This is a genomic window from Marivita sp. S0852, from assembly GCF_046591575.1.
Classification (GTDB): Bacteria; Pseudomonadota; Alphaproteobacteria; order Rhodobacterales; family Rhodobacteraceae; genus Marivita.
Genome location: NZ_JBIQWA010000008.1, coordinates 100591 through 116716, shown reverse-complemented (window position 1 = coordinate 116716; position 16126 = coordinate 100591). Strand labels below are relative to the sequence as shown.

At 56.4% G+C, this 16126-nt stretch carries 16 protein-coding genes; 10 read left to right on the top strand and 6 right to left on the bottom strand.

Annotated features, from left to right (window positions below; translation table 11 throughout):
- Positions 1 to 70: 70 nt before the first annotated feature.
- Genes ACG74X_RS16340 through ACG74X_RS16330 form a run of 3 tightly spaced genes read left to right on the top strand, consistent with a single transcriptional unit; the run spans position 71 to position 3635 of the window.
- On the top strand, positions 71 to 1594 hold the full coding sequence (locus ACG74X_RS16340) for a di-heme oxidoredictase family protein (protein WP_411236229.1): 1524 nt from the start codon (positions 71 to 73) through the stop codon (positions 1592 to 1594).
- Between the two features lie 3 nt (positions 1595 to 1597).
- Positions 1598 to 2566 carry an imelysin family protein gene (locus tag ACG74X_RS16335; protein ID WP_411236228.1) on the top strand — a complete coding sequence of 323 codons (969 nt, stop codon included), beginning with the start codon at positions 1598 to 1600 and terminating at the stop codon, positions 2564 to 2566.
- 1 nt (position 2567) lies between these two features.
- Complete coding sequence (locus tag ACG74X_RS16330) at positions 2568 to 3635, top strand: DUF1513 domain-containing protein (protein ID WP_411236227.1); 1068 nt, start codon at positions 2568 to 2570, stop codon at positions 3633 to 3635.
- A 60-nt stretch (positions 3636 to 3695) separates the two neighbouring features.
- Here the strand turns inward: ACG74X_RS16330 and ACG74X_RS16325 are convergent, their stop codons facing one another.
- The 4 genes from ACG74X_RS16325 to ACG74X_RS16310 form a co-directional block, all read right to left on the bottom strand.
- Positions 3696 to 4094: a response regulator transcription factor gene (locus tag ACG74X_RS16325; RefSeq protein WP_411236226.1), complete on the bottom strand. Its 399-nt coding sequence runs from the start codon at positions 4092 to 4094 to the stop codon at positions 3696 to 3698.
- Positions 4095 to 4465: 371 nt separating this feature from the next.
- Positions 4466 to 5425 carry an alpha/beta hydrolase gene (locus ACG74X_RS16320; RefSeq protein WP_411236224.1) on the bottom strand — a complete coding sequence of 320 codons (960 nt, stop codon included), beginning with the start codon at positions 5423 to 5425 and terminating at the stop codon, positions 4466 to 4468.
- A gap of 225 nt (positions 5426 to 5650) precedes the next feature.
- The gene (locus ACG74X_RS16315; protein ID WP_411236223.1) at positions 5651 to 6145 is read right to left on the bottom strand and encodes a nuclear transport factor 2 family protein; all 495 of its coding nucleotides are present in this window, start codon (positions 6143 to 6145) and stop codon (positions 5651 to 5653) included.
- Positions 6146 to 6275: 130 nt separating this feature from the next.
- Positions 6276 to 7163: a helix-turn-helix transcriptional regulator gene (locus ACG74X_RS16310; protein WP_411236221.1), complete on the bottom strand. Its 888-nt coding sequence runs from the start codon at positions 7161 to 7163 to the stop codon at positions 6276 to 6278.
- Positions 7164 to 7997: 834 nt separating this feature from the next.
- Here ACG74X_RS16310 and repA point away from each other — a divergent pair.
- The 4 genes from repA (at position 7998) to ACG74X_RS16290 (ending at position 11087) form a co-directional block, all read left to right on the top strand.
- A complete protein-coding gene (gene repA / locus ACG74X_RS16305; RefSeq protein WP_411236219.1) occupies positions 7998 to 9191 on the top strand; it encodes a plasmid partitioning protein RepA in 1194 nt (397 codons plus the stop codon).
- Positions 9191 to 10168, top strand: a complete 978-nt coding sequence (gene repB, locus ACG74X_RS16300) for a plasmid partitioning protein RepB (protein ID WP_411236218.1) — start codon at positions 9191 to 9193, stop codon at positions 10166 to 10168. The genes repA and repB overlap by 1 nt, the downstream gene beginning before the upstream one ends.
- Before the next feature lie 312 nt (positions 10169 to 10480).
- Positions 10481 to 10756 (top strand): type II toxin-antitoxin system ParD family antitoxin, encoded by a 276-nt coding sequence (locus tag ACG74X_RS16295; protein WP_411236216.1) that lies wholly within the window; start codon positions 10481 to 10483, stop codon positions 10754 to 10756.
- Positions 10743 to 11087, top strand: coding sequence for a type II toxin-antitoxin system RelE/ParE family toxin (locus ACG74X_RS16290; RefSeq protein ID WP_411236214.1), 345 nt, complete (start codon positions 10743 to 10745; stop codon positions 11085 to 11087). Before ACG74X_RS16295 ends, ACG74X_RS16290 begins: the two co-directional genes overlap by 14 nt.
- A 132-nt stretch (positions 11088 to 11219) precedes the next feature.
- On the opposite strand, the gene ACG74X_RS16285 is transcribed toward ACG74X_RS16290, so the two are convergent.
- Entirely contained in the window at positions 11220 to 12623 is a 1404-nt protein-coding gene (locus ACG74X_RS16285; RefSeq protein ID WP_411236212.1) for an amidase, read from the bottom strand.
- A gap of 1 nt (position 12624) precedes the next feature.
- Positions 12625 to 13257 carry a TetR/AcrR family transcriptional regulator gene (locus ACG74X_RS16280; protein WP_411236211.1) on the bottom strand — a complete coding sequence of 211 codons (633 nt, stop codon included), beginning with the start codon at positions 13255 to 13257 and terminating at the stop codon, positions 12625 to 12627.
- A gap of 101 nt (positions 13258 to 13358) precedes the next feature.
- Between ACG74X_RS16280 and dctP the strand changes: the two genes are divergently transcribed.
- The 3 genes from dctP to ACG74X_RS16265 are packed head-to-tail and all read left to right on the top strand — an operon-like array spanning position 13359 to position 16115.
- Positions 13359 to 14357, top strand: a complete 999-nt coding sequence (gene dctP, locus ACG74X_RS16275; protein ID WP_411236209.1) for a TRAP transporter substrate-binding protein DctP — start codon at positions 13359 to 13361, stop codon at positions 14355 to 14357.
- A gap of 7 nt (positions 14358 to 14364) precedes the next feature.
- Positions 14365 to 14853 carry a TRAP transporter small permease gene (locus ACG74X_RS16270; protein WP_411236207.1) on the top strand — a complete coding sequence of 163 codons (489 nt, stop codon included), beginning with the start codon at positions 14365 to 14367 and terminating at the stop codon, positions 14851 to 14853.
- Positions 14853 to 16115: a TRAP transporter large permease gene (locus ACG74X_RS16265; protein ID WP_411236206.1), complete on the top strand. Its 1263-nt coding sequence runs from the start codon at positions 14853 to 14855 to the stop codon at positions 16113 to 16115. The genes ACG74X_RS16270 and ACG74X_RS16265 overlap by 1 nt, the downstream gene beginning before the upstream one ends.
- Positions 16116 to 16126: the final 11 nt, after the last annotated feature.

The following is a 16126-nucleotide window of genomic DNA, read 5'->3' as shown; positions in this document are numbered from 1 at the left end:
CGCGGGTTTCTCCTACTGCGGGGGCACGATTGGAGTGGCCACAGCGTATTCCTGAGTATATTTATAAGGAATGACTCGTTTTGCAAGCTTTTCCCTGAGTCTTCTAGTCGGATTGTCAGCCGTCCCGGTTGATGCAGATCAATCCTTAGAAGATTTACATTTACTTACCGTCCCGCGCACCGAGGACGAACGCGCGCGCATCGCAACCGCGACGGCACCGACAATTGATTTCACGCAAGCCGAAAGGTTTGAAGCAAATCAGGCAGGTGCCGCAACAGTGCGTGTGCGCGACAATTCAAACGCCTTCAGCCAAGCTTCTGGCAATATCAGCTTCGAGCGGGAGCTCGACTTCAAAGTCGGAAACGGGCTTTTCCGAAAACTCTGGGTCTCGTCTCCGTCCTCAACGCTGGCATCGGACGGGCTTGGCCCGCTTTACAACGCGCGATCCTGTCAGCGCTGTCACCTCAAGGACGGACGTGGCCACCCCCCCGAAAAACCGGATGACAGCGCGGTGTCGATGTTGATGCGCGTGTCCATTCCGGGCGGACCCGGTGTCGACGAAATTGAAGGCTATATCGCCACCTTGCCTGATCCGACCTATGGCGGCCAGATACAGGATTTCTCGGTTGCGGGGCACGCAGCAGAGGCCAATATCGCGATCACCTACACAGAAGAGACGATCGCTCTGTCGGATGGCGAAACGGCCAGTTTGCGCAAACCTGTCTACGATCTGACCAACCTTGGCTACGGGCCACTACACGACGATGTCATGATGTCCGCGCGGGTTGCGCCGCAGATGATCGGGCTGGGCCTGCTGGATGCGATTCCGACCGAAGATATTCTGGCATTGGCAGATCCGGACGATGCCGATGGGGACGGCATCTCGGGCCGCGCCCAGATCGTGATGTCGGCGCAGTTTGGCCAACCGATGCTGGGGCGGTTTGGTCTAAAAGCGGGGAAACCATCCGTGCGGGAACAATCCGCAGCCGCGTTTAGCGGTGATATCGGCATCTCCAACTCCATTTTCCCGGCGGCGGCGGGCGACTGCACAGCCGCGCAAACCGCATGCCAAGAAGCGCCCAATGGCAATACAGCGATCCACGACAACGCCGAAATTGGCGATGAAGGGCTGGATCTTGTGGCGTTTTATTCCTCCAACCTTGGCGTGCCGGCCCGTCGGGATGTCGACGATCCAGAGGTGCTGCGCGGAAAGCAGGTGTTCTATGAAACAGGCTGCATTTCGTGCCACACGCCCAAACACGTCACGCACCGGCTTGAGAACCAGCCAGAGCAAAGCTTCCAGCTGATCTGGCCCTACACTGACATGCTATTACACGACATGGGAGAAGGTTTGGCCGACAACCGCCCGGAAGGCCGCGCCACCGGTCGCGAATGGCGCACGCCGCCGCTTTGGGGGATTGGACTGACCAAAACCGTCTCGGGGCACACCTATTTCCTGCATGACGGCCGCGCGCGGTCACTGCTTGAAGCTGTGCTCTGGCATGGAGGCGAGGCCGAGACGCACAAACAAGCCGTTGTCGCCATGCCTGCGCCAGACCGCGCCGCCCTTATTCGTTTTCTGGAAAGTCTCTGATCCATGCGCCTTGCCGTCGCCTTTTGCCTGTTGGCATCCCCTGCCCTGTCTGATGTGTCGAACGCACTGGATAAGCATATCCTTCCTGCATACGGCAAACTGGCAGAGGCGACGCAAATGCTTGCCGATGTGGCGCAAGCCGATTGCACGCCATCCGCCGTGATCCCGGCCTATCACACCGCGTATGATGCGTGGATTGCGGCGTCTCATATTCAGGTTGGTCCGATCGAGGATCAGGGTCTTGCAATCGCCCTGGCCTTTTGGCCCGACCCCAAAGACCGAACAGCCAAGGCGCTGGCGCGTCTGACATCCGCACAGGACCCGGTTGTTGACGATGCTTCGGCCTTTGTCGAAGTGTCCGCTGCGGCCCAAGGGTTCACCGCGCTTGAGCGTGTGCTGTTTGATCCGCAACCAAACCGTGACTACGCCTGTCGCCTGACGCGCGCGATCACGGTTGGGCTGGCAAACAAAGCCGTCGCACTTAACACGGCGTGGCCGGAATTTGCCGCGCTGATGCGCCTGGCCGGGGCGGACGGCAACACACGTTTTCAGTCGCCCGAGGAAACACAACGCACCCTCTACACCGCCCTGTCAACCGGTCTGGAATTCCTGCACGACCAACGTCTCGGGCGGCCATTGGGCAGTTACGACCGCCCGCGCCCCACCCGTGCCGAAGCACGTCGGTCTGACCGATCCTTACGCCACATTCAACTGTCGCTTGCCGCCCTTGAAGACCTCGCTGTGACCATGACTGATGGCGATCTGACGCAAACACGCGCTGCCTTTGCAGAAGCCCGGGCACGCGCGGCAGAACTGAACGATCCCGCACTTGCGGGCGTCGCAAATCCGGCCAAACGCATTCGCGTCGAAGCGCTGCAACGCACAGTCCGGGACATCCAGAACGCAATCAATAGCGAGATTGGCACGCCTTTGGGCATCACTGCCGGGTTCAATTCGCTCGACGGGGACTGACATGGCGACGCGTCGGAAATTTCTTGCGGGTGTGGGCGCTTTGGCAACGGTGCCGTCCATATCATGGAGTGCAGTCGGCCACCCCGTTGCCGTGTCAGGTGCGCGGCTGCCCGATGGCACCGACGCATTGGTCGGGATCGACGCGCATGGTTCGCTCACGTTTCAATTACCGCTGACCGCCCGCGCACATGCAGGGGCCGCGCATCCGACAAAAGCCGAAGCGGTGGTCATCGCGCGCCGCCCCGGTACATTCGCAAAGGTGCTTGACTGCGGAACGGGACAAATCCTTCACTCCTTGACTGCCCCAAAAGACCGCCACTTCTACGGACATGCAGCCTTTTCCAGCGATGGCACGCTTTTGTTCACAACGGAAAACGAAATGGCGACCGGCGCAGGGCGCATCGGGGTTTGGGACAGGTCGTCAGGATATTTGCGCATTGACGAAATCGCATCCGGGGGCATCGGCCCCCACGAAATCCTGCGCCTCCCCTCTGGTGACTTGGCCGTCGCAAACGGCGGAATTCGCACGCATCCGGACAGCGGGCGCGAAAAACTGAATCTCGACACAATGCGCCCCAACCTAACCATCCTGTCACCCAGCGGCACGATCGCGGATCAAGCCGAACCACCGACAGATCAGCATCAAAACTCTCTTCGCCACATCGCGGCAGCACCGGACGGGACAGTGATATGCGGCTTTCAGTGGCAAGGCGACCCGTTTGATGCACCTCCGTTGATTTCTCTTTGGCGCGCAGGTCAAGGTCTGGTCGCGGCATCCATCACCCCCGAAACAAACCGTATGCTCAAAGGCTATATCGGAAGCGTCTCAGCACTCGGTGCGACGGGGTTCGCCGCCTCAGCCCCACGCGGCGCAAGAGTGATCACGTTCGACACCGAAGGTTTGGAGACAAACCGTGACTGTGCTGAGGATGTCTGCGGTCTGGCAATGGGCGCTATCCCGATTGTTTCTGATGGCATGGGCAGAATTCACACATTGCGAAACGCGCGACTTCATACGTTGGCGACGCACCAGTTGGCCTTCGACAACCACTTGGTCCCGATCCTTTAAGTCGCAGTTTGGAAATTATGATCCGGGAACAGGCTACGCCGCACACCCGTCTCAGCAAAGCTAAAGATCAGAAGCCAGCAAATAGCCGGACCCCCGGACGGTTCGCAACAGATCGGTCTTGCTAATGACGCGACCGGCATTGGCGGCAAAGCGGCGAAGCAGCGCGAATTCGGTTGCGGTCAGGTTCAGCTCCAGACCTGACCGCTGCGCAGTTTTCAGCGACAGGTCGATACAGATATCACCGACCACGATTTCGTCACTGGCCGGACGGTTGCCAGCGGCGTGAAGGCGCAGCACATCGAGCCGGGCCAGCAATTCCTCGAAGGCGAACGGTTTGGTCATATAGTCGTCCACACCGGCCCGCAGCCCTTCCAGCTTGTCGTCCAGCGCGTCCGGGGCCACACAACTGCGCCGCTGATCGACCATTGCTCCGATCTGTTCCTGAGCCGTCAACATCATCCTGATTATACGGCGTGATGCGACAGCTTCACCCCAATTGGGCAGATTCAAAGGAAAGGCTGACCTGACCATTCCTTCATGCGGGAGCAGTGACAATCAACCGCGCCCGCGTCTCGGGGACGTCGCCGAGCAAAGAGACCCTGAGATACACTGTCTTGCGCCCGAGATGATGAAACCGAAACTCCGCTGCGGTGTCGGCGGCCGTAGCTGGTGCGCGCATTCCGATTGTTTGCAAAGTATGTGTAAAGTTCTCGACAATGTGCTTCGCCTCTCGCCGTCGCCAATCTGCCTGCCGCACGGACCAGATTTGTAAACGCAAGTTCGATCCGCGCCCGCCGGAAAGATGCAAGCGCGGATCGCCGTTCAGCGCCTTAGCCCTCGGTGCCGGGGATTGCGGCAAAATGTGCAGCCATCGTGTCAGCGGCGCGGGTCACGTTTTCCTCGCCGTCGTAGAAGTCGAACTGACCAACGCCCTCCAGCCATTCCACCGTTGCCTCACCGGCATAACCGCTCAGGAAATCGCGCACGCCTTGGGGGATGGCTGCGGCCTCGGAGTGGACGATGGCAAGGGGCTGTGTCAGGCGCGCGCCATTGTCCGCGGGGTGGTAGGTCAGCCAGCCTTCCCAGCTGGCGTTGTTCCACTGGTTGTCATAGGCAGGGATCGCGCCGCGATCTTCCTCGTAGTAATAGCCGCCCAAGGGCATCAGCACGCCTTCGGCACCCACCGGGCCTGCGGCGGGGATGATCTGACCACCGGCAGCCTCGGCTGCGCGGCCCATATCGATCAGGCCCTGCACGCCCTCTTCGCCGCCATAGACCGCGTTCACCAATGCTTCGTTCTGCAACCACGGCGCCACCAGACCAATGCGGTTCACCCTGTCATTGCCAGCCGTGGCGTCGACCATGTAGCCCGCCGAAGCGCAGATGCCGAGGCCATTAATCTGTGTTGGGTCCACTTCTGGTAGGGTCGCGACAAAATCAAAGGCGGCGCGGATGTCAGAGGTTTTGGCCTCGGGGCTTTCCACAAAGCGGACGTTTTGCGGCAGATCGCCAGACTTACCCCACCCTCGGAAATCAAACGTGAACGCCGCATAGCCGCGCGCGACCATGGCTTCGGCGTAGGTGGCTGGCATCTGCTCTTCCACAGAGGTCCATGCGCCAGTCACAACGATGGTGGGCAGCGCCGCACCGTCATGCCCCTCGGGCAGGTAAAGCGTGCCCGACAGCGTGGCACCCTCGTTCTCAAAGGTGACGGTGCGGGTTTCGACCTGCGCGATTGCAGCGGTGGATGCCATCAAAAATGCAGCTGTCGTCAGGGAAAAAGTTTTCATGTGCGTCTCTCCAGTGTTGATGTCGTGGGCGTCTGCCCGATGACACAAGAGATACGGCGTGCAGCGGCGCGTGAATTGAAGCGGCTTACCCGGTTTTTGAAAGATCTGACTATTTGAAGATCTTTGCTCTTCGACGCTCGGAAGACGGTGCTGATCGTAAGCCACGCCAAAGCAAAAACCGCACCCAGTATCTGGATGCGGCTCTGGACTTGCGGGCGTGCGGGGTCAGTCGGCCAAACGCTCCGGGATCGGACCCAGCTGGTATTGCGCCCAAAAAAAAGTGTTCGCGGCATCCTGATCGGCGGACAAGTTCGTGGCCTCGACGATCCGGCCATTTTCGATCCGGTAGACAAGCGCCCAAGTTGTATCGACGTTGGGCAAGCCATCTGCGTTGGACCACCCCCGGTGGATGTCGATCACATAGTTCTCATCAGCGCCGAAGTAGATCGGATCGGCCTGAAAACCCGCGACACCAAGCTGGTTGAAGAAGGCGATGACCTCATCGCGCCCGTTCTTGGTGCCACTCAGCGGGTGACGGCCCGGAATATGCCATTGCACGTTTTCATCCATGACAGCCGCAATGCCCTCCAGATCGCCCGCGCCGTAAGCAGCAAAAAAATCCTGCACGACCTGAATGTTGTCCTCAGGTGTTTGTGCGGTCGCAATGCTGCTTGCGCTCACCAAGGTTGCAAAGGCGGCGGTTTTCAAAAGAGTTTTCATCGTCGTATCTCCGTTTAGGTTGTGTCGTTGGGCGTCTGCCCGATAACACAAGAGATACGGCGAACAGCGACGTATGAATTGAAGCGTCTTGCGCGGTTTTTGAAAAATCTGGTTTTTTGACGCAATGTGCTTAGCCTGTCTGGGCGGCCCGATAGGCGCGCGGCGTTTGCCCTATGAGCTGTTTGAAGCTGCGCGAGAAATGCGCCTGATCAGCAAAACCACAATCCAGTGCGATATCTCCAAGCGCCAATGCCGGATCGCTCATCATCTTCATCGCCTGCTCAATGCGGTAGGCCATCACGTATTGCATGGGCGAGGACCCCAGCGTGTCCTTGAAGACGCGGCTGAAATGCGACGGGCTCATACTGGCCTCGCTGGCCAGATCGTCCAGAGTGATGGTGCGGTCCAGATTGGCACGGATGAAGGCCAGCACGCGATTGTAATGGGCAGTGGTGAAGCGCGCACTCAGCGCCACCTCTTCGGGGCGGCGTTTGCCGTATTTCTGCAAGAGCTTGACTAGCAGAACGCGGCTCATCGCCTCGAACATGACGCCAGAAGTCATGTCGTCACTCTCCAACGCATCGCGCAGCATGACGCCTGCGGCACACAGATCCGCATCTGAAAAGAGCGGCTCGTTCTGGAATTGCTCAGGGTCCAGCAACAGCCCAAGTTCGGATTGCGCAAAGCGTTCAACCTTGGCCGGATCGAGCGTGACAATGATTACGTCTGACTTGCCAAACCACCGCCAGCCGGACCGCACACCCGCAGGGGTGATGATGCAATCATATTTGCGGATTGTGAAATCGCGCAGTTCGTTATTGCGCCGGTTCTGGACGCGGTGCGGCTCATCGCGCAGGTTCAAGAGCACATGGTGTTCCTGAAATACGTCCTCTGGCATCGTATCAGGATCAGCCTGAAAATATCGGACCGACATCAAGGCTGCTGCAGACACATGACTATGTGCGTCGCTGTTGAGCAAGGGCAGAGACGGATAGATTTCTTCGTAGCGTCGCGGCAAGGGACGTCCTTTGAAAAGAGTTTCCGGTCCGGTGGAATACCCGAGATAATAGAAGGCGTTCTATGTGTTTGGCAAATCTGGTAGGTTAGAGACGCACGGGCTGATTTTCATTCCCTCTCGGCAAATTTGCGTTGCAAATCGCCTGTTCCGCTGCCGCCGCCGATCAAGGCTCCCTTTCCTGCACCATACCCCCACATCCTGTGACTGTCTTGTTACGCCCGGTCCGTTCGGCTGCATTGCCGCCTTCCGTAAGGCTGGCATTTTGACCTAGGTTTTCCATGCGGTTGCAAGGGTGTTGGCGCTTTGGTCGTTGAGAGCTTTGACCGTCTGGTCCTTTTCCGCGGCGGGCGCATGAGGACACTGGGGGTGGCGTTTCACGGCTGTCATCGACGTGTCTTATGCCGCAGCACTATTCCGTCACGGCGCTTTTGGCCAAAATATGGTATGATAAGCGCCGCATCTTATCGTTCGCGACTATGTCCAAGACGTTTGCCTTGCCAGACATAAAATGTGCTCAGTGGCATGTCGAAAAACACCGGGAAATTGACTTCAGATCGAGAGGTCGCGCCCTTGAATGACTACGGCAAAGACACGCAGCAGTTTTGAGCCACCGCGATCGACGTTGCGGCGACTGGTTAGGATGACCTTAACCAATTCGGAACGCCTTTAAGTTTATCGGCCACGTCCGAACATAAAACCTTTCGCGACCGGACGGGAGAAACTTGTTGCCTGTGTATAAGTTGCGTGTCATGAATTCAATTGTCGCAATCTGACGCAAATCGCGCCTTTTAGCGACGAAACACAGATGACCCGCCAAGAGGTCGTGAGAGCAGCATGACATCAAACGCAGAAATAAGCTCTATCGCATCGTCTATAGCGTCGAATGCGGCTCGCCTCTCGGACGCGCTTAACAGCCATATGCGCAACAGCTTCCAGCCCGACAGCCGAAAGGCGCTGCGTAAGTTTCACCCAGCGGAAGTTTCAGAGCTGACCGGCATCAGTATGTCGAACCTTCGAACCCGACATCAAGACGGTGATTTCCCTGATGTAGAGACGGATTCCAGAGGTCGCAGGCTCTACACAGCGCAAGAGATTGACCAAATCCGCCATGTGATGGCGAAAACCGGGCGAAATGGTGAAACCTACCTTCCTGGACGTCGCGAGAACGACGCCCTTCAGGTTATTTCCATCGTCAACTTCAAAGGCGGGTCCAGCAAAACAACCAGTGCGATCCACTTGGCGCAACGCTACGCCTTGCGAGGCTATCGGGTTCTTGCAATCGATATGGACCCGCAAGCCAGTCTGACCACAATGTTCGGATACCGCCCTGAAATCGAGTTCGCTGAAAGCGGCACCGTCTATGACGCATTAAGGTACGAAGACCCGGTGCCGTTAAGCCAGGTTGTCCGGAAGACCTATTTTCACAATCTCGATCTGGTTCCGGCAGGCCTTTTATTGTCAGAGTACGAGACCGAAACGGCCTATGCGCTTCAACACAAGATCGACCCGCCATTTACACAACGTCTTGCGATTGCGTTGGACGAGATCGAAGCGAACTACGACCTGGTTATCATCGATTGCCCCCCGCAACTTGGCTTTACAACAATGACAGCTTTGTTGGCGTCGACGGGCCTCTTGATCACAGTTGTTCCCAGCATGCTGGATGTCGCCTCAATGGCACAATTCCTTGAGATGGCTGGGGAAACTGTCCAAACTCTGGAAGACGCTGCAGGGCCTATAGACTGGAATTTCCTTAAGTTCTTGATCGCTCGATATGAGCCGACAGACGTACCCCAGTCACAAATGGCGGGTTTCTTGCGGTCTATTCTCCTCGATCAAGTTTTGACCACGCCGATGCTCAAATCCACAGCGATCTCAGACGCGGGGATGACACAGCAAACCATTTACGAGCTGGAACCCTCGCAAGTTGTAAAGAAGACACTCGCCCGCGTATTAGAGTCTGTGAACGGCGTCGCTGATGAGTTTGAGAAAACAATCCAACAAAGCTGGGGAAGGGAAACTGACTAATGGCGCGTAGAAACCTGTTCAAGCCCCCTCCCCCACCCAATGTGTCAAGCTCCGCGGCACCGGCCGATGAGCAAAAGGCACGGTTCCCAAATACGGGCGCAATGAGTGGCATGAAATCCACTCTAAAGGATGTCGCAAGCAATGCAGTGAGAGAAATCGCTGTTGATGTCATTGAGGAGAATAGCCCCAAGGACCGTCTTTCTTTCACCGATGCTGACGTCGTGACCCTAACTGAGAGCATTAAGGCCCACGGCCAACAAGTGCCTATCATGGTACGTCCTATCGCGGACAAACCCGGACACTACAAGATCGTCTATGGTCGCCGCAGGTTGCGGGCCTTACGATCGCTTGGCATTCCCGCGAAAGCACTTGTCAGATCTCTTTCTGATAAGCAGGCTATTCTTGCCCAGGGACAAGAAAACACGCAGCGCCTAGATCCCAGCTTCATTGAAAAAGCGCTCTTCGCTGCTGAACTTGCCAAAAATGGCTATGAACAGGCCATTATTCTTGATGCCCTCGCAATCGACAAACCAATGCTATCCCGCATGACCAAAGTCGCTCGTTCCCTTCCAACGCCTGTCATCGCGCAAATCGGTCCCGCGCATGGCATTGGGCGCAGACGTTGGGAAGAACTCGCGGATCAGTCGCGCAGCGATGATGTCGATATTGCAGAGATCATTACAACGCTTCGGTTTGATGAGGTCAAAAGCTCCGATGACCGCTTTAGCATGGTCAGTGATGCCCTGGCGCAAGCGCTGAAGTCTAAAGCCCCTAACAAATCGGCCGAATCCCCTACCCTTTCCATCAAGCTCAACGATGGCACGCCGTTGGCGGAGATCAAAGAAACAGCCCGCGCTTTGACATTTAAGCTATCGAAGTCTGAGGTTCCGGAATTTGCACAGTGGATGCGGGACAATGCAGAAGCTGAGCTTACGCGTCTCTATGAGACGTGGCAATCGAAACAAAAGCCTGAGTGATGTCGGCCGAACAGTACGCTGAGAGAAGAACGTGGCCAACGACCCCAAGAAATTTCGCAAGGTTTGCTTAAGAAAACGCAAACTGTTCTTCAAACTTTCCGAACCTTCCGGCGTCTTTTTCCCAGTTCACAACAATCGAGTCCGCAACCGGGAATTTAGGACCGTTTCCTGATTGTCAGAAATATTGTCCGCGGACAATTTTCCCGCGGCACGGTCGGCTTTGGTAATCTGCCGCCCATTCAAAGACAGCACGAGGCACCATACTTGAAAGGAATGCTACTCAGTGCTACTTTTTGAAATAGGAGACACACCATGAGCGTAAAGTCATCAATTTCTTTGTCTGCACAGCAAGATGCCTTTGCCCGACGGTTGGTGGCTCAAGGCCGGTTTTCAAGCGTCAGTGCCGTGGTACAGAATGGGCTCGATCTGCTGCGGCAGAGAACCGAAGCTGAAGAGGCCGAACTCGCAGCTTTGAAGGCCGTACTGACCGAACGGGCGCAGAGCGATTTTGTGTCCGGGACCGAGATGGAAACACGCGTCACTGCGATGATCACCGCAAAACGGCGCAGCACACGTGTGGACGGTTGAATTTGCCGCCGCCGTAGAGCGTGATTTTGAGTTGATTTTCGACCATCTTCTAAGCTCGTATCAAGACCTGGGCGAAGATTTCGACATCGCGTTTGACCGCGCGGAACAGCGAATTCTTGCCATTCAAACGTCCGCGATGGATTTGGCAAAGGCTCCTCATCAGGGCACCTTGCGACCAGACATACTGAATGATTTGCGATTTGTCCGACGCAATAAAGCTGTCTTCTGGTTTATATCGAACGAGGCCCGAAAGACGGTTCAGATATTGGCGATTTTCTATGGTGGACAGGATCACATACGCCATATGTTGACGCGTCTGTTAAGCGATTAGCGGAGCGGGGCAGGGTAGGGCGCTTTGAGCAATCCATCACCGAAAAAGCGCCCCACAATCTGTGACAAGCCGTCAATACAAGCATCTGTATCCGTTCTGCCCCTCTTTTGTTGCCTCATCATCTCTTTGAACCTATGTCCAGACCGGCAGGTGGTGCCAAATCGTCCCGATTTCGCGTTCAAGCTGTTCTGTGACATCAAGCACGAACCAATCATCATGCATCGGACCGACAAGCTGAACGCCAAGCGGAATGCCGTCTTCCAGATGTGTGGGCAGTGCAACAGATGGCAGGCCCAACAAGTTGATCGCATGCAAGGGCAATTGTGCATCAAGGATGTCCGGAACCCGTTCGGGTGATTTGAAATCCAGATCGTTCTCGAACGGCCGCAAAAGGGATGTCGGCAGCAGGAACAGGTCGATATCGTCGAACATCACTGACCACGCGCGCTGAAGCTGGATTTTGCGGGACATGGCGTCAAACAGGCCGACAATATCCAGAAACGGATACCTGTCAAAATACTGTTGCAACAGGCGGTTCATTTCGGGTGAACCGTGCGCCTCAATGGCGGGACGCATCGTATAATTGACTTCTGTCATCAGCATACGCCCCCAAAGCTGCGCTGTTTCATCGGCAAAGGGCGGTGTGACATCCCGCAACACACAGCCAGCAGCGCGAAGCCCATCCAAGGCGACCCCCATGGCGGTCTCGACCGCAGGATCAATTGGCGCGTCGAATGGATTGATGGCGTATCCGATTGTGACGCTTTTGTCCCGCATCCGGCCGCTATTGGCCGCCTGAACCTGTAAGGGATCACGACTGTCCTGCATCGACATGACCTGAAGCGCCGCGCGTATATCTGCAATTGACCGGGCGATGGGGCCTTGCACCGACATGGTTTGCGTCAGCGGAGGGCGTTCGACAGGCTGGTTTGGGTTCACCGCAGGGACACGCCCAAAGGACGGGCGAATGGTGGCGACTCCGCAGCAATATGCAGGATAGCGCAAGGATCCACCCAGATCGTTTCCATGCGCGATTGCGCCAATACCAACCGCGACCGCCGCAGCGGCGGCTCCGCTGGACCCGCCAGGCGTCACTGTGTTGTCCCACGGGTTAAGAGAAGCACCATGCAATGGGTTGGTTGTGCTCCAGCGCATGGAAAATTCGGGGGTGTTGGTCCGGCCAATGATCACCGCACCTCCGGCTTTCAGATTGGAGACAACCGGCGAATCGTCAGGCCCGGCATTGTTTTTGAACGCAGGAACCCCGTTGGAGTTCGGATACCCGGCCTGATCGACGTTGATCTTTGTGGTTACAGGCACGCCATAAAGCGGTCCCGGAGTGTCTGGCAGCCCAGCCGAGTCAAGAGCCTTTGCAGTGTCGAGCGCTTCGACAACCGGAGTGGTGATAACGTTGAGCGCGGGATTCTGCGCCTCGATCCGTGCTATGTGCGCTTGCGTGACCTCTGTGATCGACACGTCTTTGCATTGAATCTTTCGCGCCGTCTCTGTCGCGGACCAGGATACGATATCGTCCATTTCAGGTGTTCTCCTCGGGGGCGGGCAAAAAGAGTATGGCGCGGCCAATTGCGAAAATCTCGTTATTCAGGCACGGCTTATTTATTTTGACTGGGCCAGATCCAAAAACGACGGAATGGGTCAACACGCCCAGAACGGCCTGCATCATGCGATGAATGGCAATCTGCGGATCGAGGATGCCGCGCTGCTTCAGATCGTCGGCCAGTTCGGTCAGCAAGCGGTATTCAAACGCCCTGCGCAATTCACGAAGCGGGGCCCAGATTGCCGGTTGTGACCTGACGCGTTCTGACATGGAGCGGTAAAATTCGGGATTGTCGCGAAACTGGTCGCATGTGAGGCAAAGCAGCCGCCAGAGCCGTTCGTCAAACGAAAGCCCGACAAGATCCAACTTTTCAAGATCAGTCATCGCCTGATCCGTGAACTCGTCTATCATCCGTGTGATGATACCTTCTTTCGATCCGAAGTGGTGATAAAGACTACCGGTCGACACAGATGATTCTGCCGAGATTTGCGCCAGTTGGACCGCGTCAAAGCCGCCCTCAGCCATCAAAACCCGCGCGGCATCCAGAACCTTTCGGACAGTTTTTTCGCCGCGTTTCTGTTGCTTACGGTCGACGACAGCTTTCTCATTCACGATCCGACACTCCCTTTTCATAAATTACTAGAATTAGAATTCTAATTCAAGTATTGATCCACCAAAGCCCTGGAGGAGGGTGACGATTGGAGGAAACTACTATGACAAAAACACCATTCTTTGCAGCCGCGATTGTGTCCTTGATTGCCACAGGCGTAGCGCAGGCAGACACCTTGAAGGTGTCCACTGCCGCCCCAAACGGAACCCCATGGGTGGTCCATCTTGAAAAGACCGCGGCCAATCTTGCAGAAATCTCTGGCGGCGCCACGACGCTGGAGGTTTTTCCAGCAGGCCAATTGGGTGCGGAAACCGACACGATCAAACAGACGGCCCGGGGGCGTCTGGATGCGGGCATCTTTTCAGTCACGGCAGTGGCCACGGTTGTTCCCGAAATCTCCATGTTGGTGACGCCATTTTTCTGGGACAGCTTTGAACAGGCGGATTGTGCGCTTGACGATCACCTTGTCGACACCTTTGATACGTTGTTCCAGGAACGCGGGCTGCGTCTTGTCCAGTGGCAGGAACTTGGCTGGCAGAACCTGTTTACCAACGAACCCGTCAATGGACCGGCCGATGTCGAGGGGCTCAAAATGCGGGTCGGGCCATCGGATAACCATGATATGTATTGGCGTGCCGCGGGGGTCTCTGGCGTGCCGTTGCCTTTTTCTGATGTCGCGACCGGTGTTCAGACCGGCCTGATCGAAGGCGGAGAGCTTCCGACGATTTCCTATGTCGCTGGTGGTATCGGAGAGATATCTCCGCATCTGACCAACACGCGCCACATCTATCAGCCATCCGTGATGCTCATGTCGAAACGGGTCTGGGACGCGATGTCCGAAGAAGAGCAGGCGCAGTTCAATGAAGCGATGGAACCGGCACAGGCCTTGCGCACAGCAGTCCGAAGCGCAATCGATTTCTTCAGCGCCAAGCACGTTGAATCGGGTGGCACAGTCACCGATCTTGACGACGCACAGCGTGCGGAATGGGCCGCGTTGTGGACCGAGGAAAAGACCCAAGACTTGATTGCGGCGACCGGTGGCGAGTCGCAGCGGGTCTATGATGCGGTTCTGGCCGCCCGCGACGCCTGCACAACCAGCTGATCCCGTCATGAAGCGGTTCCTGTCGGCCTTGTTGACGGTCGAAACGCTGGTTGCAGGGGCGTTCTATGCGATCGCGGCTGCAATCTTGTTTGCCGACGTCATATCGCGAGAATTGTTCGCCTCCCCGATATGGGGGGGTCAACGCATGGCAGTCCTGTTGGCCAATGGGTCTGCCCTGATTGGCATAGCTGTTGCTGTCGCGCTGAACCGGCATATACGCCCATCCGTTCTGGATGGGGTGTTTCCGTCCCGATTTGATCCGGTGATCCTACGGCTGGGCCATATTGTCGGTGCCGCCGTCATGTTTGCCGGTGCCTATTTCGGCGCGATGCTTGTGTTGGAAAACAAGGCGATGGGGTTCACAACACCGCCTCTCAAGCTTGAGATCTGGATAGCACAACTTGCCCTGCCATACGGCTTTGCCTCTGCTGGCCTGCGCTACCTCTTTTTTGCGGTCGATCCCGATTTGCAACCCAAGCACGAGGACCGCATCTGATGACTGCCTCAATTCTTCTCTTGCTGATCGTGGTTGCGTTGCTGGCGCTGCGTCAGAACATTGTGATCATCCTTGCGGTCACGGTCGCCTATCTTCATCTGACATGGGGCGACGGTGATCTGCTTTACATGGTCGAAGATGCGTGGATCGCCATCGATAAAGAAGCCCTTCTGTCGATACCGATGTTCATCCTGGTCGGAGCAGTGATGACGCGCGGATCAATTGCAAGTCGCTTGATCGATGTCGCGATTGCATTCACACAGAGCCTGCGTGGTGGTTTGGGTGCCGCAGCCATCCTAAGCTGTGCCGTCTTTTCCGCAATCTCGGGATCGTCTCCGGTTACATTGCTGGCGGTGGGCGCTGTTCTCTATCCAGCATTGCTTAAGGAAAATTATCCAAAGAAATTCGCGCTGGGTGCGTTAACCTCTGGCGGGACGCTTGGGATCATCATTCCGCCGTCCATTCCGTTGATCATTTATGGCATTGCCACGGAAACCTCGATTGTCGATCTGTTTCTGGCCGGTTTGATACCAGGGTTGCTGCTGACCGCGATCATGGTCACGTATTCGCTATATGTGAACCGCGACGTGCCAAAACCAACGGCCCAGACCCGAAAATCCCTGCGTAAGGCCGTTTTGCGGGGCGGGCCGGCATTGTTCATGCCGATTTTGCTGTTGGGCGGCATCTATTCCGGTTTTTTCACACCAACAGAATCCGCCGCTGTCGCTTTGGTCTATGCACTATTGGTCGAAATGTTCATCCACCGCGAGGTAGGCGCGCGGGATCTTTATGTGATTGTGCAAGATACCGTGGCATTGCTCGGCTCGATCATCCCGATTATCGCCATCGCCATGAGCGTAAACGTCTTCCTTGCAACCGAAGGCGTACCGAACGCATTGGGCGCATGGCTTCAGGCCAATATAAGCAATGTAATCCTGTTTATTCTCATGATGAACCTGCTGTTGCTTGTCGTTGGCATGTTCATGGATACGATCTCGGCGCTGCTGATTTTCGGGCCACTTCTGATGCCTGTCGCGGCTACGTTTGGCATTGATCCGGTACACCTTGGGATCATCATGGTGTTGAATTTGGAAATCGGGCTTTTGACTCCGCCGATGGGGTTGAACCTTTTGGTTGCATCAACCGCCTTCAAGGAAAAATTCAGCCTGGTCACCGTTTCGGTGTTGCCGTTTATTGCCTTGATGCTGGTGATGTTGGGGCTGGTCAGTTTTGTACCCTGGCTGTCTCTTGCATTGCTTTGATCAGCGGGAAT

Coding starts and splice junctions, on each gene's coding strand:
- ACG74X_RS16320 (WP_411236224.1), bottom strand. CDS start 5,425: ATGAAAACTTTTTCCCTGACGACAGCTGCATTTTTGATGGCATCCACC.
- ACG74X_RS16325 (WP_411236226.1), bottom strand. CDS start 4,094: ATGATGTTGACGGCTCAGGAACAGATCGGAGCAATGGTCGATCAGCGG.
- repB (WP_411236218.1), top strand. CDS start 9,191: ATGGCGCGTAGAAACCTGTTCAAGCCCCCTCCCCCACCCAATGTGTCA.
- ACG74X_RS16335 (WP_411236228.1), top strand. CDS start 1,598: ATGCGCCTTGCCGTCGCCTTTTGCCTGTTGGCATCCCCTGCCCTGTCT.
- ACG74X_RS16295 (WP_411236216.1), top strand. CDS start 10,481: ATGAGCGTAAAGTCATCAATTTCTTTGTCTGCACAGCAAGATGCCTTT.
- ACG74X_RS16265 (WP_411236206.1), top strand. CDS start 14,853: ATGACTGCCTCAATTCTTCTCTTGCTGATCGTGGTTGCGTTGCTGGCG.
- ACG74X_RS16330 (WP_411236227.1), top strand. CDS start 2,568: ATGGCGACGCGTCGGAAATTTCTTGCGGGTGTGGGCGCTTTGGCAACG.
- ACG74X_RS16270 (WP_411236207.1), top strand. CDS start 14,365: ATGAAGCGGTTCCTGTCGGCCTTGTTGACGGTCGAAACGCTGGTTGCA.
- ACG74X_RS16315 (WP_411236223.1), bottom strand. CDS start 6,145: ATGAAAACTCTTTTGAAAACCGCCGCCTTTGCAACCTTGGTGAGCGCA.
- ACG74X_RS16285 (WP_411236212.1), bottom strand. CDS start 12,623: ATGGACGATATCGTATCCTGGTCCGCGACAGAGACGGCGCGAAAGATT.
- ACG74X_RS16340 (WP_411236229.1), top strand. CDS start 71: ATGACTCGTTTTGCAAGCTTTTCCCTGAGTCTTCTAGTCGGATTGTCA.
- dctP (WP_411236209.1), top strand. CDS start 13,359: ATGACAAAAACACCATTCTTTGCAGCCGCGATTGTGTCCTTGATTGCC.
- repA (WP_411236219.1), top strand. CDS start 7,998: ATGACATCAAACGCAGAAATAAGCTCTATCGCATCGTCTATAGCGTCG.